22 protein-coding genes and 3 pseudogenes are annotated in these 25,552 nt (G+C 73.0%); 7 read left to right on the top strand and 18 right to left on the bottom strand.

The window, feature by feature from the left end:
- Positions 1-23 precede the first annotated feature (23 nt).
- The 12 genes from ACPXCS_RS08225 to ACPXCS_RS08170 all read right to left on the bottom strand — a co-directional run bounded on the left by ACPXCS_RS08225 (position 24) and on the right by ACPXCS_RS08170 (position 12,510).
- Positions 24-1,127 (bottom strand): aliphatic sulfonate ABC transporter substrate-binding protein, encoded by a 1,104-nt coding sequence (locus tag ACPXCS_RS08225; protein ID WP_425944697.1) that lies wholly within the window; start codon positions 1,125-1,127, stop codon positions 24-26.
- Between the two features lie 222 nt (positions 1,128-1,349).
- Positions 1,350-2,684: a sulfate adenylyltransferase subunit 1 gene (locus ACPXCS_RS08220; protein ID WP_425944696.1), complete on the bottom strand. Its 1,335-nt coding sequence runs from the start codon at positions 2,682-2,684 to the stop codon at positions 1,350-1,352.
- Positions 2,685-2,686: 2 nt separating this feature from the next.
- Entirely contained in the window at positions 2,687-3,625 is a 939-nt protein-coding gene (cysD, locus tag ACPXCS_RS08215) for a sulfate adenylyltransferase subunit CysD (RefSeq protein ID WP_392114127.1), read from the bottom strand.
- Positions 3,622-4,158 carry an adenylyl-sulfate kinase gene (gene cysC / locus ACPXCS_RS08210; RefSeq protein ID WP_425944695.1) on the bottom strand — a complete coding sequence of 179 codons (537 nt, stop codon included), beginning with the start codon at positions 4,156-4,158 and terminating at the stop codon, positions 3,622-3,624. The genes cysD and cysC overlap by 4 nt, the downstream gene beginning before the upstream one ends.
- A gap of 29 nt (positions 4,159-4,187) precedes the next feature.
- Positions 4,188-4,898: a phosphoadenylyl-sulfate reductase gene (locus tag ACPXCS_RS08205; protein ID WP_425944694.1), complete on the bottom strand. Its 711-nt coding sequence runs from the start codon at positions 4,896-4,898 to the stop codon at positions 4,188-4,190.
- Positions 4,895-5,074 carry a hypothetical protein gene (locus tag ACPXCS_RS08200; RefSeq protein ID WP_425944693.1) on the bottom strand — a complete coding sequence of 60 codons (180 nt, stop codon included), beginning with the start codon at positions 5,072-5,074 and terminating at the stop codon, positions 4,895-4,897. The genes ACPXCS_RS08205 and ACPXCS_RS08200 overlap by 4 nt, the downstream gene beginning before the upstream one ends.
- Complete coding sequence (locus tag ACPXCS_RS08195) at positions 5,071-6,768, bottom strand: nitrite/sulfite reductase (RefSeq protein WP_425944692.1); 1,698 nt, start codon at positions 6,766-6,768, stop codon at positions 5,071-5,073. The genes ACPXCS_RS08200 and ACPXCS_RS08195 overlap by 4 nt, the downstream gene beginning before the upstream one ends.
- A 130-nt stretch (positions 6,769-6,898) precedes the next feature.
- On the bottom strand, positions 6,899-6,982 hold the full coding sequence (locus ACPXCS_RS08190) for a putative leader peptide (RefSeq protein WP_311241247.1): 84 nt from the start codon (positions 6,980-6,982) through the stop codon (positions 6,899-6,901).
- A gap of 126 nt (positions 6,983-7,108) precedes the next feature.
- Entirely contained in the window at positions 7,109-7,681 is a 573-nt protein-coding gene (locus ACPXCS_RS08185; protein WP_425944691.1) for a GNAT family N-acetyltransferase, read from the bottom strand.
- Between the two features lie 22 nt (positions 7,682-7,703).
- The gene (locus tag ACPXCS_RS08180; protein ID WP_425944690.1) at positions 7,704-9,032 is read right to left on the bottom strand and encodes a hypothetical protein; all 1,329 of its coding nucleotides are present in this window, start codon (positions 9,030-9,032) and stop codon (positions 7,704-7,706) included.
- Positions 9,033-9,335: 303 nt separating this feature from the next.
- Positions 9,336-10,613: a GAF domain-containing protein gene (locus ACPXCS_RS08175; RefSeq protein ID WP_425944689.1), complete on the bottom strand. Its 1,278-nt coding sequence runs from the start codon at positions 10,611-10,613 to the stop codon at positions 9,336-9,338.
- 250 nt (positions 10,614-10,863) lie between these two features.
- Positions 10,864-12,510 (bottom strand): acyl-CoA dehydrogenase family protein, encoded by a 1,647-nt coding sequence (locus tag ACPXCS_RS08170; protein ID WP_425944688.1) that lies wholly within the window; start codon positions 12,508-12,510, stop codon positions 10,864-10,866.
- 110 nt (positions 12,511-12,620) lie between these two features.
- Between ACPXCS_RS08170 and ACPXCS_RS08165 the strand changes: the two genes are divergently transcribed.
- Positions 12,621-13,772 (top strand): YihY/virulence factor BrkB family protein, encoded by a 1,152-nt coding sequence (locus ACPXCS_RS08165; protein WP_425944687.1) that lies wholly within the window; start codon positions 12,621-12,623, stop codon positions 13,770-13,772.
- Positions 13,773-13,828: 56 nt separating this feature from the next.
- Here the strand turns inward: ACPXCS_RS08165 and ACPXCS_RS08160 are convergent, their stop codons facing one another.
- Positions 13,829-14,695, bottom strand: coding sequence for an NmrA family NAD(P)-binding protein (locus ACPXCS_RS08160; RefSeq protein ID WP_425944686.1), 867 nt, complete (start codon positions 14,693-14,695; stop codon positions 13,829-13,831).
- 81 nt (positions 14,696-14,776) lie between these two features.
- On the opposite strand from ACPXCS_RS08160, the gene ACPXCS_RS08155 reads away from it, so the two are divergent.
- Positions 14,777-15,712, top strand: coding sequence for an AraC family transcriptional regulator (locus ACPXCS_RS08155; protein ID WP_425944685.1), 936 nt, complete (start codon positions 14,777-14,779; stop codon positions 15,710-15,712).
- 262 nt (positions 15,713-15,974) lie between these two features.
- Positions 15,975-16,655: pseudogene (locus tag ACPXCS_RS08150) on the top strand (helix-turn-helix domain-containing protein); the annotation flags it as partial.
- Here the strand turns inward: ACPXCS_RS08150 and ACPXCS_RS08145 are convergent.
- A complete protein-coding gene (locus ACPXCS_RS08145; RefSeq protein WP_425944684.1) occupies positions 16,644-17,048 on the bottom strand; it encodes a VOC family protein in 405 nt (134 codons plus the stop codon). The pseudogene ACPXCS_RS08150 and the gene ACPXCS_RS08145 sit on opposite strands and share 12 nt — an antisense overlap.
- 414 nt (positions 17,049-17,462) lie before the next feature.
- On the opposite strand from ACPXCS_RS08145, the gene ACPXCS_RS08140 reads away from it, so the two are divergent.
- Positions 17,463-18,116 carry a ThuA domain-containing protein gene (locus tag ACPXCS_RS08140; RefSeq protein WP_425944964.1) on the top strand — a complete coding sequence of 218 codons (654 nt, stop codon included), beginning with the start codon at positions 17,463-17,465 and terminating at the stop codon, positions 18,114-18,116.
- A gap of 533 nt (positions 18,117-18,649) precedes the next feature.
- On the opposite strand, the gene ACPXCS_RS08135 is transcribed toward ACPXCS_RS08140, so the two are convergent.
- Both ACPXCS_RS08135 and ACPXCS_RS08130 read right to left on the bottom strand, forming a co-directional pair.
- Positions 18,650-19,072 carry a RidA family protein gene (locus tag ACPXCS_RS08135; protein ID WP_425944683.1) on the bottom strand — a complete coding sequence of 141 codons (423 nt, stop codon included), beginning with the start codon at positions 19,070-19,072 and terminating at the stop codon, positions 18,650-18,652.
- A gap of 282 nt (positions 19,073-19,354) precedes the next feature.
- Positions 19,355-20,398: a LacI family DNA-binding transcriptional regulator gene (locus ACPXCS_RS08130; RefSeq protein ID WP_425944682.1), complete on the bottom strand. Its 1,044-nt coding sequence runs from the start codon at positions 20,396-20,398 to the stop codon at positions 19,355-19,357.
- Positions 20,399-20,730: 332 nt separating this feature from the next.
- Here ACPXCS_RS08130 and ACPXCS_RS08125 point away from each other — a divergent pair, with 332 nt between their 5' ends.
- A complete protein-coding gene (locus ACPXCS_RS08125) occupies positions 20,731-22,308 on the top strand; it encodes a carboxylesterase/lipase family protein (protein ID WP_425944681.1) in 1,578 nt (525 codons plus the stop codon).
- Positions 22,309-22,658: 350 nt separating this feature from the next.
- Here the strand turns inward: ACPXCS_RS08125 and mmuM are convergent, their stop codons facing one another.
- On the bottom strand, positions 22,659-23,570 hold the full coding sequence (gene mmuM / locus ACPXCS_RS08120; protein WP_425944680.1) for a homocysteine S-methyltransferase: 912 nt from the start codon (positions 23,568-23,570) through the stop codon (positions 22,659-22,661).
- A gap of 239 nt (positions 23,571-23,809) precedes the next feature.
- Here mmuM and ACPXCS_RS08115 point away from each other — a divergent pair.
- Positions 23,810-23,959 (top strand): annotated as a pseudogene (locus tag ACPXCS_RS08115) (amino acid permease); the annotation flags it as partial.
- Between the two features lie 60 nt (positions 23,960-24,019).
- Here the strand turns inward: ACPXCS_RS08115 and ACPXCS_RS08110 are convergent.
- Entirely contained in the window at positions 24,020-24,409 is a 390-nt protein-coding gene (locus tag ACPXCS_RS08110) for a hypothetical protein (RefSeq protein ID WP_425944679.1), read from the bottom strand.
- A gap of 736 nt (positions 24,410-25,145) precedes the next feature.
- Between ACPXCS_RS08110 and ACPXCS_RS08105 the strand changes: the two are divergent.
- Positions 25,146-25,533, top strand: a pseudogene (locus tag ACPXCS_RS08105) (transposase); the annotation flags it as partial.
- Between the last annotated feature and the right edge of the window lie 19 nt (positions 25,534-25,552).

Below are 25,552 nucleotides of genomic sequence, written 5' to 3'. Positions count from 1 at the left end.
TGGGAACGGGTCGGGTTGCGGGCTTACTCGGCGCCGAGACCGGCGTCGTCGACCGTGGGCTCGCCCTCGGCCTCGAGGACCTGGTTCAGCGGCGCGAGGTCGTAGATGCCCTTCAGGTTCGGCTTCTCCAGCAGCCCGGCCTTCACGGCGTGCTCCGCCTCGGTGCTGAGGGTGGAGGCCAGCGGGTCGTCGGTGAACCGGATCGACTTCCACGCCGGGTCCAGCACCTCGGCGGGCAGCGCCTTGCCGGTCTCCTTCTCCAGGAGTGTGTTCGCCGCCTCCTTGGCCGCGTCCGGGTTGGCGTTGATCCACTTGTTGGTCGCCACCGAGCCCTTGAGCACGGCCTCGACGACCTTCGGGTGCTTCCTCAGGAACTCCTGCCGCACGATGATGTTCGTGATCACGAACTTCTCGTCCGGCCACAGCGTCGCCTCGTCGAGCAGCTCCTTGCCGCCCTCGGCGACCAGCTTCGACGCGGTCGGCTCCGGCACCCACGCGCCGTCGACCGACCCGGCCTTGAAGGCGTCCGGGGTGACCTTGTTGTCGCTGCGGACGACCGTGACGTCGCCCTTGCCGCTCTGCGGGTCGACCTTCCAGCCCTGCTCGGCGGCCCAGTTGAGGAACGCCACGTCCTGCGTGTTGCCCAGCTGCGGAGTCGCGATCCGCTTGCCCTTGACGTCCTTCAGCGACTTGATCCTGTCCGGGTTCACCACCAGCTTCACCCCGCCGGACGCCGAACCGCCGATGATGCGCAGGTTCTTGCCGCCGGACTTGGTGTAGCCGTTGATGGCGGGGGAGGGGCCGATCCAGCCGATGTCGATGGAACCGGAGTTGAGCGCCTCGATCTCCGAGGGGCCGGCGTTGAAGACGGCCGGCACGACCTTGGTGGCACCGAGCTCCTTCTGGAAGAAGCCCTTCTCCATGCCCACCAGCGCGGTGCCGTGGGTCAGGTTGCCGAAGTAGCCGATCTTCACGGAGTCGAGCCCGTCGATCCTCTCGGCCCCGGCGGCGACCTTGGCGGCGCCGTCGTCCTCGGCCTGGGAACCGTAGCCGCAGGCGGCGAGCGTGAGCAGGGGCAGTGCGGCGACGACCGCGAGGCCGCGGCGCACAGCGGATGAAGCAGGCACGGGAGGTGGTCCTCTCGTTGGCCCGGCGGTCACGGTCTTTCAGGTCGTGGCCGGGAGGTCGGCAGGTTTTCGTCTACGGCGGTGGGGGGTGCGGGCGCGCGGGCAGTGCGCGTACGTCAGCGCACACATCGCGCCACTCCGCCCTGCCCGCTGCCGAGCGCACCGCTGCCGACGCGGCCGCCCTCCTTGGCGAACATGGAGTAGAAGTCGGGGGAGCTCATGTCAGAAGTCCCACCCGTCGTCGTCGGACTCGTTCTTGACCGGCTCCGGGGCGGCGAAGGACTCGCCGACCATGCCCGCGGTCAGGGTCGTGCCGTCGTTCGGGTCGATCAGGATGAACGAGCCGGTGCGCCGCGAGTCGGCGTAGGAGTCGACCGGCAGCGGCTCGGCGGTGCGGATCTTGACCCGGCCGATGTCGTTGGCGACGAGCTGTCCCGGATGCGGGTGCAGCGACAGGTCGTTGAGCGTGAGCCGGGACGGGATGTCCTTGACGATGGCCTTGACCGTGCGCGTGCCGTGCTTGAGCAGCACCCGGTGCCCGACGGTCAGGGCGGCGTCCGCGACGTGGCAGACGGTCGCCTCGATGTCCTGGGTGGTGGGCGGCGCGTCCTTGCTGGGCACGATCAGGTCGCCGCGCGAGATGTCGATGTCGTCCTCCAGCAGGAGGGTCACCGACTGGGTGGTCCAGGCGACGTCGACCGGCTCGCCCAGCAGGTCGATGCCGGAGATCTTCGTGGAGCGGCCCGACGGCAGCACGGTGACCTGCTCGCCGACGTGGAAGGAACCGGCCGCGATCTGGCCGGCGTACCCCCGGTAGTCGGGGTGGTCCGCGCTCTGCGGCCGGATCACGTACTGCACGGGCAGCCGGGCGTGGCAGTGGCTCAGGTCGTGGCTGACCGGCACCGTCTCCAGGTGCTCCAGCACGGTCGGGCCGCCGTACCAGTCCATGTGGGAGGACGGCTCCACCACGTTGTCGCCGACGAGCGCGGAGATCGGGATCGCCGTGACCTCGGGGACGCCCAGCTCGGTCGCGTACGCCGTGAACTCCTCGGCGATGGCCGCGAACACCTTCTCCTCGTAGCCGACGAGGTCCATCTTGTTGACCGCGAGGACCGCGTGCGGCACGCGCAGCAGGGCGGCGATGGCGGCGTGCCGGCGGGTCTGCTCGACGACGCCGTTGCGGGCGTCGACCAGGATCACCGTCAGCTCGGCCGTGGAGGCGCCGGTGACCATGTTCCGCGTGTACTGCACGTGCCCGGGGGTGTCGGCGAGGATGAACCGGCGCCGGGGCGTGGCGAAGTAGCGGTACGCCACGTCGATGGTGATGCCCTGCTCCCGCTCGGCCCGCAGACCGTCCGTCAGCAGCGCGAGGTCCGGCGCGTCCTGGCCCCGGCTCGCGGAGGCGCGCTCCACGGCCTCCAGCTGGTCGGTGAGGACCGACTTGGAGTCGTGCAGCAGCCGGCCCACCAGGGTGGACTTGCCGTCGTCGACGGAACCGGCGGTGGCGAACCGCAGCAGGGTGGTGGCCGAGAGCTCCTCGGTCGTGATCGTGCTCATCTCTAGAAGTACCCCTCGCGCTTGCGGTCTTCCATCGCGGCCTCGGACATCTTGTCGTCGGCGCGGGTGGCGCCGCGCTCGGTGAGCCGGGAGGCGGCGATCTCCACGATCACCTTCTCGATCGTGTCGGCGTCGGAGTCCACCGCGCCCGTGCAGGACATGTCACCGACGGTCCGGTAGCGCACCAGCCGCTTCTCGACGGTCTCGCCGTCCTTGGGACCGCCCCACTCGCCGGCGGTCAGCCACATGCCGGCGCGCCGGAACACCTCGCGCTCGTGCGCGTAGTAGATCTCCGGCAGCTCGATGCCCTCGCGGGCGATGTACTGCCACACGTCCAGCTCGGTCCAGTTGGACAGCGGGAAGACCCGCACGTGCTCGCCGGGCGCGTGGCGGCCGTTGTACAGGTTCCACAGCTCGGGGCGCTGGCGGCGCGGGTCCCACTGGGAGAACTCGTCGCGCAGCGAGAACACCCGTTCCTTGGCCCGGGCCTTCTCCTCGTCGCGGCGCCCGCCGCCGAAGACGGCGTCGAACCTCTCCGCCTGGATCTTCTCGGTCAGCGGCAGCGTCTGCAGCGGGTTGCGGGTGCCGTCCGGGCGCTCCTTGAGCACCCCGCGGTCGATGTAGTCCTGCACGGAGGCGACGTGCAGCCGCAGCCCGTGCTTCGCCACCGTGCGGTCGCGGTAGTCGAGTACCTCGGGGAAGTTGTGCCCGGTGTCGACGTGCAGCAGCGAGAACGGCACCGCCGCCGGGCGGAACGCCTTCAGCGCCAGGTGCAGCATGACGATGGAGTCCTTGCCGCCGGAGAACAGGATCACCGGCCGCTCGAACTCGCCCGCCACCTCGCGGAAGATGTGCACCGCCTCGGACTCGAGGGCGTCGAGGTGCGACAGCGCGTACGGGCTGCCGGTCTCCTCGGACACGGTGGCGACGGTCGTCGTCATGCCAGTCCCCTTTCGGTCAGCAGGGCGTACACCGACGCCGCGGACTCCTGCACGGTCTGGTGCTGCGACTCGATCCGCAGATCGGGCGAGGCGGGCTCCTCGTACGGGTCGTCGACGCCGGTGAGCCCGGTGAGCTCACCCGCGGCCTGCTTGGCGTACAGGCCCTTCACGTCCCGCTCGCTGCACACCTCGACCGGGGTCGCCACGTGCACCTCGACGTACGCCGTGCCGTTCGCCTGGTGGCGCTTGCGTACCGCCTCGCGGCTGTCCTGGTACGGCGCGATCACCGGGACGAGCGCCAGCACGCCGTTGCGGGCGAGCAGTTCGGCGACGAAGCCGATGCGCTGCACGTTGGTGTGCCGGTCCTCGCGGGTGAAGCCGAGGCCCGCCGAGAGGAACTCGCGGATCTCGTCACCGTCGAGCACCTCGACCCGGTGGCCCTGCTCGCGCAGCCGGCCGGCCAGTTCGTGGGCGATGGTGGTCTTGCCCGCACTCGGCAGACCCGTGAGCCAGACGGTGGCTCCGGTCGTCACGTCGGTCTCCTGAATCGTCTGAGGCGTCGTCATCCGTGCAGCCCGCACTCGGTCTTGGCCCGGCCCGCCCAGCGTCCCGCCCGGGCGTCCTCGCCCTCCAGGACCCGGCGGGTGCAGGGGGCGCAGCCGACGGAGGCGTAGCCGTCCATCAGCAGCGGGTTCGTCAGTACGCCGTGCTCGGTGACGTAGGCGTCCACGTCGTCCTGGGTCCAGCGGGCGATCGGCGAGATCTTGACCTTCTGCCGCTTCTCGTCCCAGCCGACCACGGGGGTGTTCGCGCGCGTCGGGGACTCGTCGCGGCGCAGGCCGGTCGCCCAGGCCCGGTATCCCTTGAGCCCCTCTTCCAGCGGCTGCACCTTGCGCAGCTTGCAGCACAGGTCGGGGTCGCGGTCGTGCAGCCTCGGGCCGTACTCGGCGTCCTGCTCGGCGACCGTCCGACGGGGGGTGAGCGTGATGACGTTGACGTCCATCACGGCGTCGACCGCGTCGCGGGTGCCGATGGTCTCCTCGAAGTGGTAGCCGGTGTCGAGGAAGACGACGTCGACGCCGGGCATCGCGCGGGAGGCGAGGTGGGCGACCACCGCGTCCTCCATGGACGAGGTGACGCAGAAGCGCTTGCCGAACGTCTCGGCCGCCCACTGGAGGATCTCCAGCGCGGAGGCGTCCTCCAGGTCGCGGCCCGCCTGCTCGGCGAGCGCCTTCAGTTCCTCGGCGGTGCGTTCTTCCTGAGTGGTCGTCATATCTGTGCCCCTCCGGAGTCGGATCGCTTCAGCCCCTGGGACAGCAGCCCCAGGAACTTCAGCTGAAAGGCCCGGCTGCACGCCGCGCATTCCCACGCGCCGTGCCCCTCCTCGCTCGGCCGCAGGTCCTCGTCCCCGCAGTACGGGCAGTAGAACGGGGCCATCCGCTCGCTCACGACAGGGCCTCCTCGCCGGCCCGCGAGGCCCACGCGGCGAACCGCTCGCCGTCCTCGCGCTCCGCCTGGAACCGCTTGAGCACGCGCTCGATGTAGTCCGGCAGTTCGTCGGAGGTGACCTTCAGACCGCGTACCTTGCGGCCGAACCCGGCCTCCAGGCCCAGCGCGCCGCCCAGATGCACCTGGTAGCCCTCGACCTGCTCGCCCCGGTCGTTGAGGACCAGCTGCCCCTTGAGACCGATGTCCGCGACCTGGATACGGGCGCAGGCGTTCGGGCAGCCGTTGAGGTTGATGGTGAGCGGCTCGTCGAACTCCGGCAGACGGCGCTCCAGTTCGTCGATGAGCTGCGCGCCGCGCTGCTTGGTCTCGACGATGGCCAGCTTGCAGAACTCGATGCCGGTGCAGGCCATGGTGCCGCGCCGGAACGAGGACGGCCGGGCGGTCAGGTCGAGCGCCTCCAGGCCCTCCACGAGCGAGTCGACCTTGTCCTCCTCGACGTCGAGGACGATCATCTTCTGCTCGACGGTGGTGCGCACCCGGCCCGAGCCGTGGGCCTCGGCGAGGTCGGCGATCTTCGTCAGCGTCGCACCGTCGACGCGTCCCACGCGCGGGGCGAAGCCGACGTAGAAGCGGCCGTCCTTCTGCCGGTGCACCCCGATGTGGTCGCGCCACTGCTGCGACGGCTGCTCCGGGGCGGGCCCGTCGGTGAGCTTGCGCCCGAGGTACTCGTCCTCCAGCACCTGGCGGAACTTCTCCGCGCCCCAGTCGGCGACGAGGAACTTCAGGCGGGCGCGGTTGCGCAGCCGGCGGTAGCCGTAGTCGCGGAAGATCGAGATGACGCCCTCGTAGACGTCCGGGACGTCGTCGATCGACACCCAGGTGCCCAGCCGCACGCCCAGCTTGGGGTTGGTGGACAGGCCGCCGCCGACCCACACGTCGAAGCCCGGGCCGTGCTCGGGGTGGCGGACGCCGACGAACGCGACGTCGTTGATCTCGTGCACCACGTCCAGCAGCGGCGAGCCCGAGATGGCCGTCTTGAACTTCCGGGGGAGGTTCGAGTACGCCGGGTTGTTCAGGACCCGGCGCTTCATCTCCTCCAGCGCCGGGGTGGCGTCGATGATCTCGTCCTCGGCGATGCCCGCCACCGGGGAGCCGATCATGACGCGCGGGGTGTCGCCGCAGGCGGTGACGGTGGACAGGCCCACGCCCTCCAGCCGGTTCCAGATCTCGGGCACGTCCTCGATCCGGATCCAGTGGTACTGCACGTTCTGCCGGTCGGTGATGTCGGCCGTCCCGCGCGCGAACTCCTGCGAGACCTCGCCGATGACCCGCAGCTGGCGGGTGGTCAGCGCCCCGCCGTCGATGCGGACCCGCAGCATGAAGTACTCGTCGTCCAGCTCCTCCGGCTCCAGGACGGCCGTCTTGCCGCCGTCGATCCCGGGCTTGCGCTGGGTGTACAGACCCCACCAGCGCATCCGGCCGCGCAGGTCGTTCGGGTCGATCGAGTCGAAGCCGCGCTTGGAGTAGATCGTCTCAATGCGTGTCCGCACATTGAGACCGTCGTCGTCCTTCTTGAACTGCTCGTTGCCGTTCAGCGGGGTGAAGTGCCCCGCGGCCCACTGGCCCTCACCGCGGTGACGGCTCACCTTGCGGCGGGGAGTCGCGGCGGCAGGCTTCTGCGGGGTGGCGGCCATGGTTGATACGTCCTTCGGGACAGGCGGAAATGCGGCTCTGACCTGCGCGCGCGGGCGCATGGGCATACGTGCGCGTCATTGCGCAGGAACGAGACGAGAAAAGGGGATGCCGGGCGCGTGCTGAGTGCTCTCAGTGCGCCGGACAGATGGCGCTGGACATGCGGCCGAGGTCGACGTGCCGTCGACTCACCAAGGCGATTCCAGTTCCAGACATGACGGAAGCGTGTCATGGCGATCTGGACACAGTCCAGCTTTGTCCAAAATGCGGACACCCTTGTCTCGCCTTACGAGACAAGGGTGTCCTTGGTCACATCGTTCGGAGGGGAGGTGTCCGTCCAGTTCAGGCAGGGAAAGCTCCAGGCCACGGTCCCGGAGCGGTGACCTCCGGTTCCTCCTCGACCTTGGTGTCGAACAGCTTGAAGCCGCGGCGCTGGTAGTTGTCCATCGCGTGCTCCCCGTCCTTGCTGCAGGTGTGCAGCCAGACCCGCTTCGTCGGGGCCAGTCCCGCCCAGCGGTCGGCCAGGTCCCAGGCCCGGGCGGTGCCGTAGGACAGCAGGTGGCCGCCGATGCGCCGGCCGCGGAAGGCGGGCAGCAGCCCGAAGTAGACGATCTCCACGACCGCGTCGTCCTGCGCCTCCAGCTCCACGTACCCGGCGGGCGTGCCCCGGTCGTAGGCCACCCACGTCTCCACACCCGGCCGCTGCAGGTGCTCCTGCCAGCGGGCGTACGACCAGCTCAGCCGGTCGGTCCAGCGGATGTCGCCGCCCACCGAGGCGTACAGGAAACGGCTGAACTCGGGGGAGGGCACCTCGGAGCGGACGATCCGCACGTCGCCCTCCGGCGCTGCGGACGGCAGCAGATCGGTCGGCGCGGTCTGCTCCAGGGACCAGGTGGTCACGGCGATGGTCGTCATGCGGGCCAGAAAACCATCCGGCCTACTCGTCTGTCGATCGGCCCAGTGCCCGGTCGACGGAGGTCAGCGGCAGCGCGAACAGCATCCGCCCGGACTGCGACCACACCTCACCGGTCTCCTCCCAGTAGGACAGCGATCCCGACCACCCGCTCCAGCAGTGCCGCGTCCCGTCCGTCCCGCACTCCGTCACCCGGGCCCCGTCCGCGTCCTGGCGCCACAGCGTCCCGTGCCCGCCGGGGGAGCCGGCCGCCCGGTCCAGGTACCAGGCCGAGCGGTACGCCAGCACCCCGCGCACATCGGCCGTCTTCGTCTCGTACGCCTCGACGGGCTCGGCGCGCCCGGCCGAGCCGGTGGCGAGCAGACCGGAGCGGGCCGGGTCGCGGCTGAGGGCGTAGCGCCACAGCCGGGTCGGCCGGTCCCCGTCCGCCGGCACCCACTCGCCGGCCACCAGGCTGTCCGGCACCGTGCTGCGGTCCAGGGACACGGAGGCCGGGCGCGGCACGTCGTCGCCGCCGGGCAGGGTGTAGGAGCCGACGGCGGGCAGCACGTAGCGGGAGCCGTGCGCCGACCAGCCACCCGGCACCCGGCCCACCGCGTCGGCGTCGACGGTGGCGCGCAGGATGCGGTCGAGGTCGTACACGTACAGCGCGTCCCGGTCGCCCTCACGGGTCGTCACCAGCAGCTTGTCCTGGTACCAGACCATGCCGGACAGCGGGGAGACCAGGCCCCGGTAGTCCCGCCCGCCGTCCACCGGGACGGCCAGCAGGGCCCAGGTGTAGCGCAGCCGGGCCGGGTCGTTCGCGTCGACGAAGGCGACCTTGGCCAGGCCCCGCTCCGGGTCCGGGCCGTCGAGGGAACCGCCCCCGGCGCCGCCGCGGCTCCAGCCGGACAGGATCACGCGGTCCCCGGCCCAGCGGCCGTCGTCGTCGGCGTCGCCCGAGGTGGTGACCGCGCCGGGCCGCCAGCCGCGGGTGTCGGAGGCGCCGAAGCAGTAGGCGCGCGTCGCCGCCGGTTCGACCGGCAGGCCGCGCCGGTCGGAGCTCGCGCAGTCCGCCGCGTTCCGCAGCGGGAGGTCGGCGTCCCGGAGCACCGCGCCGACGCCGACGGGCCGGCCCATCCGGTCCGTCAGCCGGTCCAGCCACCGCCCGGGCGTCCGCTGCTCGGCCAGCGGCAGCAGCCCCGCCCCGGCGGACACCGCGACCGGCCGCAGGGCGCCCGGGTCGTCGGCGACGGTGGCCTGCGAGGCGCTGATCACGGTGGCGGCGGCGGTGAGCGCGAGGGCCGTCCCTGCCAGGGTCGCGCGCAGCGCCCTGCCCCGCCTGCGCCGCCGGTGTCTGCCGCGATGCTTCATACCGTCCTCCCGAGACGGACCAACTGCGCCCTGTGGTCCGTACGTTGACGGAGGAGCAGGTGGGGTGGTCCGTACAGGGATGCTACGGCAGGGGGAGGGGGTGGCGGACGAAGATGCCGCAAATATGCGAAAGACGCACCCTCGGGGCGGGCCGGACGCCACGCTGCGTGATTCTCAGGGCGCCACCACGGAAGCCTCGGACGCCACCACGGAAGCCTCGGACGCCACCACAGAAGCCTCGGACGGCATCACGGAAGCCTCGGAGGGCACGGGGGAGACTCTCAAGACGCCGCCGCGCGGGCCTCACGGCGTCGCCGTGGACGGCCGGAGGCGCGCCACCGCCGGTGCCGATGAGTGCGGCAGCAGGTCGGCGGGGTCGTCCGGCAGCAGCACCTCGACCTCCGCGTCCTCGGCGAACCGGTACGGCCGGTGCTCCAGGAACGTCCCCAGATACCGCCGCACCCGGGACATCTCGGCACGCACCGTCACCGTGCGGTCCGGGTCGCCGAACACGTCCGCCGCCAGGCCCGAGGCGCTGCGGCCGGAGCGGTGCACCGCGAGGAGGTACAGCAGTTCGGCGTGGCGCGGACTCAGCTCCCTCGTCCAGGAGCCCGCCCCGCCGGCCACCTCCACCGACCAGCGGCGCGGTTGTCTGAGGTCCAGCACGATCCTGGTCCCGCCGCGCGGCACCGGCTCGTCCGCCGCCGCCCGCAGCAGCCAGCCCCCGGCCAGCGGCTCCACCGCGCACAGCCCGAGCGCCGGCATCCACCGCAGGCCCGCCGACAGCGACTTGGGCAGGCCCACGCGCCGGGTGTACGGCATCCCGCTCACCGCGGCCGTCCAGCCGTCCGCGTCGACGACCAGGGCACGTCCGCCGAGCCGGGCCAGCACCGGCGCCGCCACCGCCCGCAACCGCTCCAGCGACTCCAGGTGCATCTCCCGCAGCCGGGCCTCGGCCAGCTTGGCCACCGAGTCGACCCAGGACAGCGTGGCCGGATGCATCGTCTCCAGCGGCCCGCTGACGTCCACCACGCCCAGCAGCCGGCCGTCGCGCGGATCGGTCAGCGGAGCGCCCGCGCACGTCCAGTGGGCCTGGGAGCGCACGAAGTGCTCGGAGGCGAAGACCTGCACCGGCCGGCGCACCACGGCCGGAGTGCCCAGGCCGTTGGTGCCGACGACGCTTTCCCGCCAGTCGGCGCCCAGTTCGAAGCCGAGCCCGTCCGCCCGGCGCAGCACCGGCGGGCTGCCCTCGCGCCACAGCACCCGGCCGTCCGCGTCGGCCACGACCATGATGTGGTGGGCGACGTCCGCCGCCGCCAGCAGGCCCTGCCGCAGCACCGGCAGCACATGGCGCAGCGCCGACGTCTCGCGCCGCCGCTGCAGCTCCTCGCGGGACAGCGGATCCGCCCGGACGTCACGCTCCGGATCGACACCGCTGCGCAGCATGCGCTCCCAGGACTGCTCGATCACGGGCCGCGGCGCCACGGGAGCGGGCCGCCCGGACAGCCGGGCGGAACGGACCTCGCTGAGGACCCGGGCCGCACGCGAGGTGTCCACAGCGGCCAGGTGCGTGACGTCCATACGCGAGCGCCCCCTGAAGTTGCATGTTTGACCGTCTGTCTCATAGTGCCGTCTGCCGCCGTGGGCGTGCGCACAGTCCGCACACAGTCACCAGCAAGTTGCAACCCCCTGCAACCCTGGTGGACGGCCCGGCCCTGTCCGAAACTTGAGCCGCGCCGTCCCGAGCGGCGTTCAGTGGCTCGAACGGGCCAGTGCGGCGGGGGTGGTGCCGTGTCGGCGCAGCACCACCCCCGCTTCCCGGGTCCGCGGGTCAGGGCGCCGGGTCGTGCTCCGGCCGGGCCCGCTCCACCACCGACGCCAGGTCGAGCGTGTGCGGCAGCGTCCCGAAGGCCGCGCCCCCGTCGCCGCCCAGCCGCGCCGCGCAGAACGCGTCGGCGACCTGCGGCGGCGCGAAACGGACCAGCAGCGAACCCTGGAGCACCAGTGCGAGCCGTTCCGTCAGGCGCCGCGCCCGGCCCTCCGCGCCCTCCAGGTCGGCCAGTTCGGTCAGCAGGTTCTTGATGGCCCCGTCCAGCCGGTGATCGGCGCCGCGCGCCTTGCCGACCTCCCGCAGATAGGCGTCGAACACCCCCGGCTCCCGCCGCAGCGCCCGCAGCACGTCGAGCGCCTGCACGTTGCCCGCGCCCTCCCAAATCGAGTTCAGCGGCGACTCGCGCACCAGCCGCGGCATCCCGGACTCCTCCACGTACCCGTTGCCGCCCAGGCACTCCGCCGCCTCCACCGCGACCGCCGGGCACCGCTTGGTCACCCAGTACTTGGCGGCCGGCACCGCGATCCGCAGCAGGGCCCGCTCCTGCTCGCCGCCGTCGTCGCAGGCCGCCGCGAGCCGCAGTGCCAGCGTCGTCGCCGCCTCCGACTCGACGGCGAGATCGGCCAGGACGTTGCGCATCAGCGGCTTGTCGACGAGCTTCCCGCCGAAGGCCTCGCGGTGGGCGCCGTGGTGCACGGCCTGCGCCACCGCCTGCCGCATCAGCCCGGCCGAGCCCAGCACGCAGTCGAGGCGGGTGGCCGCGACCATCTCGATGATGGTGCGCACCCCGCGCCCCTCCTCGCCGACCCGCCGCGCCCACGTCCCGTCGAACTCGACCTCCGCCGAGGCGTTCGACCGGTTGCCGAGTTTGTCCTTGAGCCGCTGGATCCGGAACACGTTGCGCGAGCCGTCCGGCAGCACCCGCGGCACCAGGAAGCACGTCAGCCCCTCCGGGGCCTGCGCCAGCACCAGGAAACCGTCCGACATCGGCGCCGAGCAGAACCACTTGTGCCCGGTCAGCTCGTACGTCCCGGCCTGTGCGAGCGGCCGCGCGGAGGTGGTGTTCGCCCGGACGTCGCTGCCGCCCTGCTTCTCCGTCATGGCCATCCCGAACAGCGCCCCGGCCTTGAGGTGCGCGGGCCGCAGCTCACGGTCGTAGACCATGGACGTCAGCCGCGGCTCCCACTCGGCGGCCAGGTCCGGGTCCGCGCGCAGGGCGGGCACGGCCGCGTGCGTCATCGACAGCGGGCAGCCGTTGCCGGCCTCGACCTGCGTCCACACCACGAAGGCGGCGGCCCGCCGCACGTGCCCCGCCGGCCGTCCCCAGGCCGCGGTCAGACCGGCCGAGACGCCCTTGCCGAGCAGCCGGTGCCAGGCCGGGTGGAACTCCACCTCGTCGATCCGGTGGCCGTACCGGTCGTGGGTGCGCAGCCGCGGCGGGTTCTCGTTCGCCTGCGCACCCCACTCCTGCACCTGGGCCGAGCCGGAGGTCCGCCCGAGGGCCGACAGCTCCCCGAGCACCTCCTCGCGCAGCTCCGGTTCCAGGTGCCGTTCGACCGCGGCGGCCAGGGCCCGGTCCGAGGAGAAGACGTCGTACCCGACCAGCGGCGGGACCTGGTTCGTCACGAGGTGCGTGCTGCCTGCCATGGTGCGAAAGTACCCCGCGGTAGCACCTCGGTCACCAGCGGACCCGGCCCGGTCCGCCAAGACCCGGCCTGTGGGTGAGTGGGGCCGGGCCCGACGGATACCGTTAGGGGGTGCAGCCAGCAAGTGAAACCCCCGACACGCCCTCCGGGCGCCTCCACCGGGCGCGGGCCCTCTACCGGAACGTCTCCAAGCGCAGGACCGCCTGGCTGTTGCTCAAGGACACCGTCAACTCCTGCATCGAGTACCGCATCCTGGGCCTCGCCGCGGAGGCCGCGTTCTTCACGCTGCTGTCGGTGCCCCCGCTGCTGCTGAGCATGATCGGGCTGCTCGGCTACGTCGACGCCTGGACCGGCGCCGACACCATCCAGAGCCTGCGCACCAACCTGCTGGAGGCCTCGCGCACGGTGCTGTCCGACCGCGGCGTGCGCGAGATCGCCGAGCCGATCCTGCACGACGTGATGAAGGGCGGCCGGGTCGACGTCATCTCCCTCGGCTTCCTGATCGCGCTGTGGTCGGGCTCCCGCGCGGTGAACGTCTTCATCGACACCATCACCGTGATGTACGGCCTGGACGGCGTCCGGGGCATCGTCAAGACCCGCCTGCTGGCCTTCCTGCTGTTCATCGTCGCCCTGCTGATCGGCTCGGTCGCGCTGCCGCTGATGGTGGCGGGCCCGGACGCGATGGTGGACATCCTGCCCTGGTCGACGACGGTGGTGCAGGTCCTGTACTGGCCGGTGGTGATACTGCTGTCGATCGCCTTCCTCACCACGCTCTACCACGTGTCCGTGCCGGTGCGCTCCCCGTGGATCGAGGACGTGCCGGGCGCGCTGGTCGCCCTCGGCATGTGGGTGCTGGGCAGCTTCCTGCTGCGGATCTACCTGCAGAACACCGTCGAGGGCGCCACCATCTACGGCTCGCTCGCCGCCGCGGTCGCCGTGCTGCTGTGGATCGGCGTGTCCGCGTTCGCCGTGCTCGTCGGGGCCGCGGTGAACGCCGCGATCGACCGGGTCTGGCCGGCCGCCGCGACGGCCGCGGCCCGCGAGGCCAACGAACGGCTGCGGCAGGCGCAGGTCGCCGAGTACGTGGCGCGCGCCGCCGCCCGGGGCGAGGCCGACCCCGACATGCCGTCCGAGTTCCCCGAGCGCTGGTCCCGCTTCCTGCCCCCGGAGGACGTCACGGCCCGGCTGCGCACGCAGGTGAGGTCCGCGCACGCCAAGAACGGCCACGGCAACGGGGAGGGGCAGCCGCCCGCCGGGAAGTGACGGGCGGCCGCTCAGGCCCTCCAGGTGCCGCGCTCACGCCTTTCAGGCGGCGCAGCTCAGGCCTTCCAGGTACCGGCCGCCGCCTCCTCCCGCACGAAGTCCGAGAACTCCCGGGGCGCCCGGCCCAGCACCTGCCGCACCCCGTCCGAGAGGTGCGCGTTGCGGCCGTCCAGGAGGGTGCCGAAGATCTCGGTCAGGGCCGCGACCTCCTGCGGCGGCACCCCGAAAGCGGCCAGCGCCTCCCCGTAGTCCCGCGTCGGGACCGCGCGGTACGTCAGCGGCCGCCCCGTCGCCGCGGCGATCTCCGCGACCGCCTCCCCGAAGGTCAGCAGCCGCCCCCCGGAGAGGGTGAGGGTCCGTCCCGTGTACCGGTCGCCGGCCGTCAGCGCGGCCACCACCACGTCCGCGATGTCCCGGACGTCGAGGAACGGCTCGCGCACCGCGCCGGCCGGGAACACCAGCTCGCCCCGCTCGCGCAGCTCCGCCACCAGCGGTCCCTCGCTGAAGTTCTGCGCGAACCACGCCGCCCGTACGACCGTCCAGTCCGCGCCGCTGGCGCGCAGCGCCTCCTCCGTGGGCAGGGCCTGGTCCTCGCCCCGCGCCGACAGCAGCACCAGCCGCCGCGTCCCGAGCCGGACCGCCTCCCGGGCGAGTTCCCCGACCGCCTCGGCGGCGCCCGGCGCCCCGACGTCCGAGGGCAGGGCGAGGTAGGCCGCGTCGGCGCCGCGCAGGGCGTCCGCCCAGGTGGAAGCGGACCACCAGTCGAAACCGGTGGCCCGTGACACCGCCCGCACGGTCAGCCCCGCCGCCTCGGCGGCCCGCGCCACCCGGCTGCCCGTCCGTCCCGAGGCGCCCGTCACCACCAGCGTCATCTCCCGCACGCCCCCCGCCGTCTCCTGCGTGTCCCGCGTCGTGTTCGTCATGCCGTCGAGTCAACTGCCGTACGGCGGACGGAACCATCGCCGAACGGCTCATTCCCATACGCCCGCGTCTACGCTGGCCGTATGGACGCTCTCGCAGGCCTGCTCGAAGGCCCCCGGGCACGGGGCGCGTTCATGATCAGGGCGTGCTTCGACCCGCCCTGGGCGGTCCGGGTGGAGGACCGGGCGTCGCTCACCGTGATGCTCGCCGTGCGCGGCGAGGCCTGGGTGCTGCCCGACCGGGGCGCCGCCACCCGGCTGCGTGCCGGCGACCTCGCCATCGCCCGCGGCCCCGACCCCTACACCTGCGCCGACGCCCCCGGTACGGCACCGCAGGCGCTGATCCTGCCCGGCCAGGAGTGCCACCACCCGGACGGGCGGCCCCTCAACGGCTCCATGGACCTCGGCGTGCGCACCTGGGGCGACCGGCCCGACGGCGCCACCGTCCTGCTGATCGGCTCGTACCCGATGCGGGGCGAGATCGGCGGGCGGCTGCTGGACGCCCTGCCGCCGCTGCTCACCCTGACGCCCGAGGTGTGGGACTGCCCGCTCACGCCGTACGCCTGCGCGGAGATCGTGCGGGACGAGCCCGGCCAGGAGGTCGTCCTGGACCGCCTGCTCGACCTGCTGGTCATCGCCGCGCTGCGGGCCTGGTTCGCCCGCCCGGAGGCGGCGGCGCCGGCCTGGTACCGGGCGCTGGCCGACCCGGTCGTCGGCGGGGTGCTGCGGCTGCTCCAGGACGACCCGGCCCACCCGTGGACGGTCGCCGCGCTCGCCGCCAAGGCCGGGGTGTCCCGGGCCGCGCTGGCCCGCCGCTTCACGGCGCTGGTCGGGCAACCGCCGATGGCGTACCTCACCGGCTGGCGCCTGGCCCTGGCCGCCGACCGCCTGCGCGACTCCGACGACACCCTCGACGCGGTGGCCCGCAGGGTGGGCTACGGCAGCGCCTTCGCCCTGTCCACGGCGTTCAAGCGGGTGTACGGGGTGAGTCCGGCGGAGTACCGGGGGCGGGTGGGGTAGGGACGGACAGCGGGATCCGGCGGCCGGCGGCCGGCGTGTGGGGTGCTGGTGGTGGGCGGTGCGGGTGCGGGTGCGTTGTGGTTGTTCGCGCAGTTCCCCGCGCCCCTGAGGCGTCTGCGGAGCAGGGGGCTGATGGATGGGCGGGCCCTGGGTGGGTGTGTGCTGCGGCCGGTGCAGAGCGGTGGCCGTGCCGGGTGCGCTGTGGCTGGTCGCGCAGATCTCCGCGCCCCTGAGGGCGTGTCGGCGGCGTAGCCTGGCAGACGTGTATGCGGAGCGGGCGTCGCGGCTCGCCGGGGCGGTCGTGTGGACCAACGCCCCGGAGCGGTCCGGGACCGGGCGGGTACTGCCGGACGGGTGCATGGACCTGCTCTGGCACGACGGAAGGCTGCTGGTCGCCGGGCCCGACACCCGGGCCCACCACACGGACGGCGCGGGCGGCCCCTGGTCGGGCATCCGCTTCCCGCCGGGCACGGCACCGGCGCTCCTCGGCGTCCCCGCCCACGAACTGCGCGACCGCCGGGTGGAGCTCGCGGACCTGTGGCCGGCGGCCGAGGTGCGGAGACTGGCCGCCCGGGTGCACGCGGCCCCCGACCCGGTGAGCGGCCTGGAGGAACTGGCGCTGCGGCGGGCGGCCGACGCTGACCCGCCGGACCCGCTGCTGCGGCGGGTCGTCGCCGCCCTCGACGCGGGCCGCTCGGTCGCCGCCACCGCCGACGAACTCGGCGTCGGGGCACGCCGGTTGCACCGCCGCTCCCTGGCGGCCTTCGGCTACGGACCCAAGACCCTGGCCCGCATCCTCCGGCTGCGCAGGGCCCTCGCACTGGCCCGGTCCGGCACACCTTTCGCGGAGACGGCCGCCCGGGCCGGTTACGCCGATCAGGCCCATCTCTCCCGCGACGTACGGGAGTTGACGGGCCTGCCGCTGAGCGTGCTACTCGGCCGCGGCGTCCAGCGGCGCGAACAGGTCCACCCCGTTGCCGTCGGGGTCGTGGACCACGGCGTACCGCTGCCCCCAGAAGGCGTCCCAGGGCTTGAGCTCCCCGTGGTACCCGGCGCCGGTCAGCTCCGCGTACAGCGCGTCCACCTCGTCCGGCCCGTCGCACCTGAGGGCCAGCGAGGTCCGGCCGCCGCCCGCGGGGGGCCGCCACGCGGGCAGGAAGGAGCGGACCGTCTCCTCGGTGTCGAGCATCAGCCGCAGCCCGCCGGGCAGCCCGGCCTCGGTGTGCGGCTGGTGCCCGGCGTCCTCCGGGAAGGCGAACCCGAGCCGGCGGTAGAAGGCGACGGAGGCGGCCATGTCGGAGACGACCAGGCCGATGGCATCGAATCGTGCGGTCATGGCCCCACCGTAGGCAGGACCGCGACGGCCGGTCTTGAAGGAAACGGACACCGGCCGCACCCGTCCGGGCCGCCTGTCCGATCCGTTCAGGACGGCCCTCGGCCGGCCCCGTAGCGTCGCCGCCACGACGACCACGACACGGACGACATCGCGGCACCCGAGCGTCTACGGATCACCGTGGACTTCGCGCCACGGAACGACCTCGGCGACCTGGACCACGACGTCACGCTGCCCCCGGGGCGGACCGTGCACCATCCGATGCGGGTCCTCGCCGATGGGCCCGGCCGCGAAGTGGTGTTCACGCTGCGCCGGCAGCCGGGGACGAGCGACGAGGAGTTCCGCCGTGACGCGGAGGCGGTACCTTCCGGCGTCCGAGCGCTCCGCCGGCCTCCCCGATCTCCTAGGTTCTGTGTCATGGCGCCACGACTGCTCGTCCATACCCGCACCACCGGATACCGGCACGACTCCATCCCCGCCGGTGTCGCCGCCCTGCGCACCCTCGGCGACTTCGAGGTCCACGCCACCGAGGACCCGGCGGCCCTGGAACAGCCCCTGGACGGCTACGCGGCCGTCGTCTTCCTCTCCACCAGCGGCGACATCCTCACCCCGGCCGGCCGTCAGCGGCTCGCCGCGTACGTGGATTCGGGCGGCGGCTTCGTCGGGGTGCACGCGGCGGCCTGCACGGAGTACGGCTGGCCCTACTACGGCACGCTGCTGGGCACGTGGTTCGACCGGCACCCCCGCCTTCAGCCGGGCCGGGCCGTCGTCGAGGACCACGACCATCCGGCGACCCGGCACCTGCCCGCCGTCTGGGACTTCACCGACGAGTGGTACGACTTCCGCACCAACCCGCGCGGCACGGCCCGCGTCCTGGTGAGCGCCGACGAGTCCTCCTACGAGGGCGGCGGCATGGGTGAGGACCACCCGCTGGCCTGGTGCCGCGACCACGGCGCGGGCCGGGTCTTCTACACCGCCCTCGGTCACGCCCCGGAGGCCTACGCGGACCCGGCCTTCCGGGCGCACCTGCTGGGCGGCATCTCCTGGGCGGCCGCACGGCCCCTGCCCTGAGGGCGTTCCCACGGCAGGGGCCCGGGGTGTGCCGGGCGGCCCGGCCCGGCCCCGTCCCACGCCGGGCCCGGACGACCCATACCCGGCCGGGACGCCGCCGCCCGGCGCGTGAACCGTCCCTGGGCGGCCCGTGGACGCCTGGGAGGCCCGCCGCGGCCGACCGCGGACCGTGAGGCTGTGCCGTGCCAGACGACACGAGCCGCCCCAGGGGAGACCCGCCGGGGGACGGCGGCTCGGAAAGGAAGACCGCATGAGCATGCGCAATCGGGCCCCCGCGATGGTGACGGCCGCACCGCTGGGGGCCGGCGGCACGGGCGTCGCCCCCGGGCACCGGCCCCTCCCCGCCGCATCGTTCGACGCCGACGGGTTCCGGCCAGTTCCCCCTCACGACGGGCGCGCGGCGCGTGCAGGGGGTGTGCGACCACCGCCCGGGCGACCTCGGCCGCCGCCGAGTGCGCCGGGAGCGGAAGCGAGGGGCGGCCGGGGGCCGGAGCGGGGTCGGGCCGGGAGTGGGGTGGGGCCGGGGGCGACGCTCAGCTCGCGTCCGGCACCGCCGGGCGGACCGCCACCGCGTCGACCTCGAACAGCATCCCCGGCAGGGCCAGCGAGGCCACCCCGCTCAGGGTCTGCGCCGGGAGCCGGTCGCCGAAGCGGGCGTGCAGCGCCTTGCCGAGGACCTCCAGCTTGCCGAGGTCGTGGTCGACGATGAACGTGCCGAGCCGGACCACGTGTTCGTAGCCCAGCCCCACGCCCTCCAGCGCCGACCGCAGCCGGTCGAAGGCCAGGTCCACCTGGGCGGCGAAGTCCCCCGGCACGGGCGCGCCGGTGGCGTCGGAGGCGTACTGGCCCCCGATGAAGACGGTCTCGCCGGGGGCCGACACGGCGTGGCTGTAACCGAACGGGGTGGGGTCGTGGAGCGTGGCCGGATTGGTGATCGTGCGCTGGTCGCGCGTCATGACCGGAGGGTCCTTTCCCGGGATACGGCCGCCGCGTGCGACGGCCCTGTCCCACCTGCCAACTCCGCGCGACCGCGCGGGCATTCCGCCCGGCCTGCCGGCTTCTCGCGGTAGCGGACGCGGCGTGCCCTCCACTCCTCCCGTCAACTCCTTCCGGTGGGGGCGCGTTCCACGCCCACGGCCGCGCTTCCACCGCCCCCGGGGCGGCCCGCGGCGTCGCTCCGGGCGGGGACGCACGCCTTCCATGCCCGGGCGTCACGCGGCCGGCCCGGCGGCCGCCGGCTACGCGCGGGGCGCCGCCGTGCTCGCCCGTCGCACCAGCCGGGTCGACAACTCCGTGCGGGTGCTCTCCGGCCGGTGCCCGTCCATCATGCGCAGCAGCGACCTCAGGGCCGTCGCGGCCATCTCCGACAGCGGCTGGCGGACCGTGGTCAGCGCCGGGGAGGCCCAGCGCGCCTCGGGCAGGTCGTCGAAGCCGACCACGCTCATGTCGTCCGGAACCCTCAACCCCCGTGCGCCGAGGGCCTCGTAGACCCCCAGGGCCATTCCGTCGGAGCAGACGAACACGGCCGTCGGCGGTTCGGGCAGGTCGAGGAGCTCCAGCATGCGGCGGCGGGCCCGGGCCTCGTCGAAGCCGGCGTACCGGACGTACTCGGGGCGCTGCCGGATCCCGGCCGACGCGAGCGCCGAGCGGTAGCCGGCGACCCGAGCGCTGTTGCACATCGTGCGCCGGGACCCCGCGACCACGGCGATCCGCTCGTGCCCCAGGGCGAGCAGGTGCTCGGTGGCCGTCAGACCGCCCTGCCAGTTCGCCGCCCCCACCGACACCACGCCCTCCGGGGGCTCCTGCACCGGGTCGATCATCACGAAGGGGATGCGGTGCTGCTCCAGCCAGGCGTACTGCGAGGCGCTCAACTCGGCCAGGTTGAACAGCACTCCGGAGGAGCCCCGCGCGACCAGCTTGTCCAGCCAGCCCCGCTCGGGGCGTCCGGCCCGGGAGCGGGTCAGCGCGGCCGACACCACGACCTCCAGGCCCGCGTCGTGCGCCGCCTCCTCCGCCCCGTGCAGCACGGCGCCCGACCAGGAGCTCTCCAGCGAGTGCACGACCAGGTCGACGAGCCGGGGCGCCTTCGCCGCGTCGAAGCGGGGTCTGCGCACGTAACCGAGCCGGTCGAGCGCCTCGGTGACGCGGCGGCGGGTCTCGGGCGCGACGTCCTCCCGGCCGTTGACCACCTTCGAGGCGGTCGGCACCGAGACCCCCGCCTCGCGGGCCACGACCGCCAGCGTCGGACCGGCCGCCGCGCTCGCACTCGCCGTACGCGCCATCGGGAACCCCGCCTCTCCGGCCCGCCCCGGGCCGTGGAAAGTTTCGACCAGTGCTGCCCGCCGCGGTTCGGCTCCGGCGGTACAGAAAGCGCTTCCTACTGTAGGTGTGGCGCAGGACGGCGGGAAGACGGGTGAATTCACGGGTTCGCGCCGGTCAGAACTTTCGAAACCCGGAGCAATGTGCTCACTCCGGCGTACGGACCGGCCGGATGCGCCGGTGCGGCAGGTAGGCCGAACAGCCCTCCCCACCGCCCCCGCACCGGAATACCGGGCCATGCTGGGGTGCTCTGATCTTCACGGTGCACGAGCGCGGTGAGGAGGCTGGTGGACGTATGACGGCAGACCAGGCGGACCCCGTGGTGAGCACGGCCCACGGAGCCCTCCGGGGCAGACGCGAGCGCGGTGTCGCGGTCTTCCGCGGCATCCCCTACGCGGCACCCCCCTTCGGCCCGCGCCGCTTCCGCCCGCCCGTGCCCCTCCCGCCCTGGGACGGCGTCCGCGACGCCGGCGCCTTCGGCCCCACCCCGCCCAAACCCCCGTACTCCGACGCCTTCGCCCGCTACCTGTCCGACCCCGTCATCCCCGGCGACGACGTCCTCAACCTCAACGTCTGGACCCCCGATCCCGCGGCCCGCCTCCCCGTCCTGGTCTGGTTCCACGGCGGCGCCCTGACCAGGGGCTCCTCCGCCGTCCCGGTGTACGACGGCCACGCCTTCGCCCGGGACGGCGTGGTCTGCGTGTCCGTCAACTACCGCCTGGGCGTCGAGGGCTACGGCCTGTTCCCCGACACGCCCCCCAACCCGGGCCTGCGCGACCAGATCGCCGCCCTGACCTGGGTCCACGAGACCATCGAGGCGTTCGGCGGCGACCCGGGCCGCATCACCCTCTGCGGCCAGTCCGCCGGGGCCATCAGCGTCGGCGCGCTCCTCGCCGCCCCGCAGACCCGGGGCCTGGTCCGCCGGGCCGTCCTGCAGAGCGGTCCGCCCGAGGCGGCGGAGCGGGCCAAGGTCCGCCGTATGGTGCGCCGGATGGCGTCCCGGCTGAGGATCCCGGCCACCGCCGAGGCCTTCGCCGCCGTCGACCGCGGCCTGCTGCTGCGCACCCAGGCCGAGGTAGGCCGGCTCAGCAGCCCGGTCCTCGGCGGACCCGCCTTCGGCATCGTCGTCGACGGCGACGTCGTCCCGCGCGACCCGCTGGACGCCCTCGCCGGGGGCGCGGCCCCCGGTGTGGACCTGCTGATGGGCTGGACCCGCGACGAACACCGGCTCTGGCTGGTCCCGGGCGGCCTCATGGAACGCGTCGACCGCCTCGGCGCCGTCGCGCTGGCCGGTGCCATGGCCCGCTGCCGCTGCGGCAGCGAGGTCCCGCGGGGCTACCGCGCCCTGCACCCCGAGGCCGGCACGGCGGACCTGGTCGGCCGGCTCGTCACCGACCACCTGCTGCGTGTCCCGCTGCACCGGCTGGCCGACGCCCGTGCGGCAGCGTCGTACGTCTACGAGTTCGCCTGGCCCTCCGGCCTCCCCGGCCTCGGCGCCTGCCACGGGCTGGAACTGGGCTTCGTCTTCGACACGGGTGAGGTGCCCGAGTCCCGCAGACTCGCCGGCGAGGGCGCGCCCCGGGAACTCGCCGACGCCATGCACTCCGCCTGGGTGCGCTTCGCGACGGAGGGCGACCCGGGCTGGGAACGCTGGGACGGCACGCACCCGGTGCGCGTGTTCGGCGACCGCGCCCCGGACGCGGAACACGCGGTGGCCTACACCGCGCACGGCCCGCTGGACCGGGAACTCGCCGTCTGGGCACGCGACGCCGCCATGCCCGACCCGGTCCCGAGTGACGCCAGGCAGCCACGCGGCCCGGACATCCGCGCGGCCGTACGACGCCTGCGGCGGTCGGGGGCGCTGCGGCGGTAGCGAACCCGCGGGCGCGGGGTCGCGCGCGATGGGTTGGCCAGGGCCCCGGACGCGCGTGCACGGTGCCCGGGATGTGTCCCCGACGGGGGTCGAGGAGGGTCCGGGGCGTCCGTTCGTGGTGCCTGGGATGGGTCCTCGGCGGCGGGTTCGAGAAGGGTCCCGGACATCCGTTCGCGGTGCCGGGATGTGTGCCTGGCGGTGGGTTCGAGGGGAGTGGCCCCTGGCGTCCGTTCGCCGTGCCCGGGATGTGTCCCCGACGGGGGCCGAGGAGGGTCCGGGGCGTCCGTTCGCGGTGCCCGGGATGGGTCACGGGCCGCTTCGCGGCCGTCCGCTCGTGGCCGGCGCAGGCGTCACGCCGCCGCCAGTACCCCCGCGATCCCCGAGATCGCCTCCGGCCCCACCCGGCAGCACCCGCCGATCAGGCGGGCGCCCGCCTCGCGCCAGCGCTGCACCTGGTCGGGGGTGAAGGTGGAGCGGCCGGACCAGGTGCGGGCCGTGGCGTTCCAGGTCTCGCCGCTGTTGGGGTAGACGACGACCGGCTTGCCCGTCACCCGTGCCGCAGTCGCCGCCGCGGGCTCGACGTCCTCGGGTGCGCAGCAGTTCACGCCGACCGCGATCACCTCGTCCGCCTCGGCGGCCAGGGCGAAGGCCTCCTCCAGGGGCTGTCCGGCCCGGGTGCGGTCGCCGGCGACCGAGTACGTCAGCCAGGCCGGGACCCCGAGACCGCGCACCGCCCGCAGCAGCGCCGCGGCCTCGTCGGCGTCCGGGACCGTCTCCAGGGCGAGGACGTCGGGGCGGGCCGTGGCGAGCACCTCCAGGCGCGGGCGGTGGAAACGCTCCAGCTCGTCCACCGTCAGGCCGTACCGGCCCCGGTACTCCGAGCCGTCCGCGAGCATCGCCCCGTACGGACCCGCCGAGGCCGCCACCCACAGGGGCCTGGAGGCACGGGCCCGGCGTGCCGCCTCCCTCGCCGACTCCACGCTCAGCGCCATGAGCCCGGCCGCCCGGTCGTGGTCGATCCCCTGCTGGGCGAAGCCCTCGAACGTGGCCTGGTAGCTGGCCGTGATCGCCACGTCCGCGCCCGCCCGGAAGTAGGCCAGGTGCGCCTCGGTGACCGCCTCCGGCTGTTCGGCGAGCAGCCGCGCGGACCACAGCTCGTCGCTCAGGTCGTGCCCGGCCGACTCCAGCTGGTTGGACATGCCGCCGTCCAGGACGACCGTCCCGGTGGCGAGGGCTTCGGCGAGGGTGAGGGCGCTGGTCATGCGGTCGACGGTAGTCGACGTCCCCTGCGGCACCCCAGCCGTCGTTGTCCAGGCCGTGAACAGAGTGATCAGCATGTGGGGCGCCGGGTTGCGATCACGAGCCCCCCACCCGCTCCGCTCGTCAAGGAACACCCATGACAGTCCCCGAGGCCGCGAACCCGCTGCGCCACCGTCCGAGGGCGCCGCATCGACGGGACCGCCCGGCGCCCCGGCACCCGCCCCCCGCCGCACCTTCGGCCTCGCCGCCGCCAGGCCCTCTGTCCGTCTACCCGCGCGACGCGTTCCGGGACTTCGCCGGGTTCCTGTCGACTTGGTCGTACTGGACGATGTGCTGGGTCAGCATCGTTACCCTGGCCGTCGCGGTCGTCGGTTACGTAGAGGTCCTCATGAGCTGCAAACCGACCCGAGGGGGGACATGCCCAAGGCACCTGCTCCGAAGCATCTGACGATCACCATCGACTTCGACCTTCAAACCGAGGGATCGACGATCCACTATCAACGGGCGCGCGCAGCGTACTAAGGCTGCTGTAGAGGCAGCGATCCGGGAGGCGAAGAAGGTCCTCCCGCCCGACAGCATCAGGGGCATCACCAGCGAGGTCGACTGGTCGTACCGCTGGATCCGGGATAGCGACGTGCAGTTCCGCCGCCCCGATCTGATCGATGAGATCGAGGAAATCGCGGACGAAAATGAGTTCGAGGACGAGGTCTGAGGCATAAGACGTCGTTTCAGATGGTGCTGTGGCGAAGGCGGTGAGCCGCTGAAGACCCGGCTGGGCGGACAGGTTGCTGTGCTGGATGGAGTAGACCGCATACCAATTGGCAGCCAGGTCGGTTGCCATGATGCCTCAGGTCAGGTCCACCCCTGCTCGCTTGCTGCCGACCAGAAGCACGGCTTCCAACGAGTCGAAGACGACGAGAGCGAGGCGGCACCGATGAAGACGAGGACGACGACGTATACGACGATCAGTGCGACCGCCGAGTCTGACGGGACTGAATCCGACCGACCTCGCTCCGCATCCGACCGCCGCCGAATGCATCTCAGGTCCGGACTACGCAGCGATTCGGCTGTCCGCGAGGTGTACAGGGATGGCCGCGATCGTTGATCAGGCATGATCTCGCGAACTAGAAAACGTCGTGTGAGGTGAAACCATGACGACAGGTGGAACGAGAGCAGATGACCGAGTGCCCAGAGCTAGGCGACTCGTAGAAAGGGCAACTGCATCTGAAGCAGCGAGTGCTCCCGCCACCACCATCATCCTCCCCCGAAAGTTGCTGACGAGCCTTCATCTGCACCTCTCGAAAACGCGCCTCAGTCTCATCTAGCTCAGCGAGGATCGCCTCAGACAGCTTGGAGTCGGCAGACACTGGCATCACGACCTTTCCAGCCAGGCGTAGCGACCACGCCACGCCTTACCTTTCCATCGTTACGCCGTTGGACTGTTGACGCATCCCGGGGCAGTCGGCAATTTGGGTTGCGAACTCGTCAGATATTGAACGATGTGCGCTTGCACGTCCGTGACCTGTACGCTCAGGCGTTTTCTCAGCCAGCGTCAGCCTTGGATACGCCCCTGACCGTGCCGCGCGCCACTGTGGCCGCAGCCTGATGCAGCGGCCGTACGCCGACGCAGTGCTGCTCGGGCTGCGGACCGCTCCGAACAAGACGATCATGGACGCTCCCGCGGCGGCCTGAGCACGAAAGTCCATCTCGCCAGCGACAGCTATGCACGACCCCTGGCCCCCCCACGTCACCGCAGGCCAGGAAGGTGACGCGCCGGCCTTCGAGGCCGTCATGGCTGGCATCCGCGTTCCGCGGAGCGGACGTGGCAGACCCAGGACGCGTCCGGAGGCCCTCCTGGCGGATCGAGCGTATTCGTCGCGTGCGATCCGTGGGCAGCTGCGCCGGCGAGGGATCCGAGCTGTTATTCCGCAGCCGTCCGATCAAGTTGGTCACCGTCTGCGGCGAAGGTAACGCCTTCCGCTCC

The sequence above is a fragment of the Streptomyces sp. DT190 genome (assembly GCF_049846985.1).
Classification (GTDB): domain Bacteria; phylum Actinomycetota; class Actinomycetes; order Streptomycetales; family Streptomycetaceae; genus Streptomyces.
This window is presented reverse-complemented; position numbering and strand designations above follow the sequence as displayed.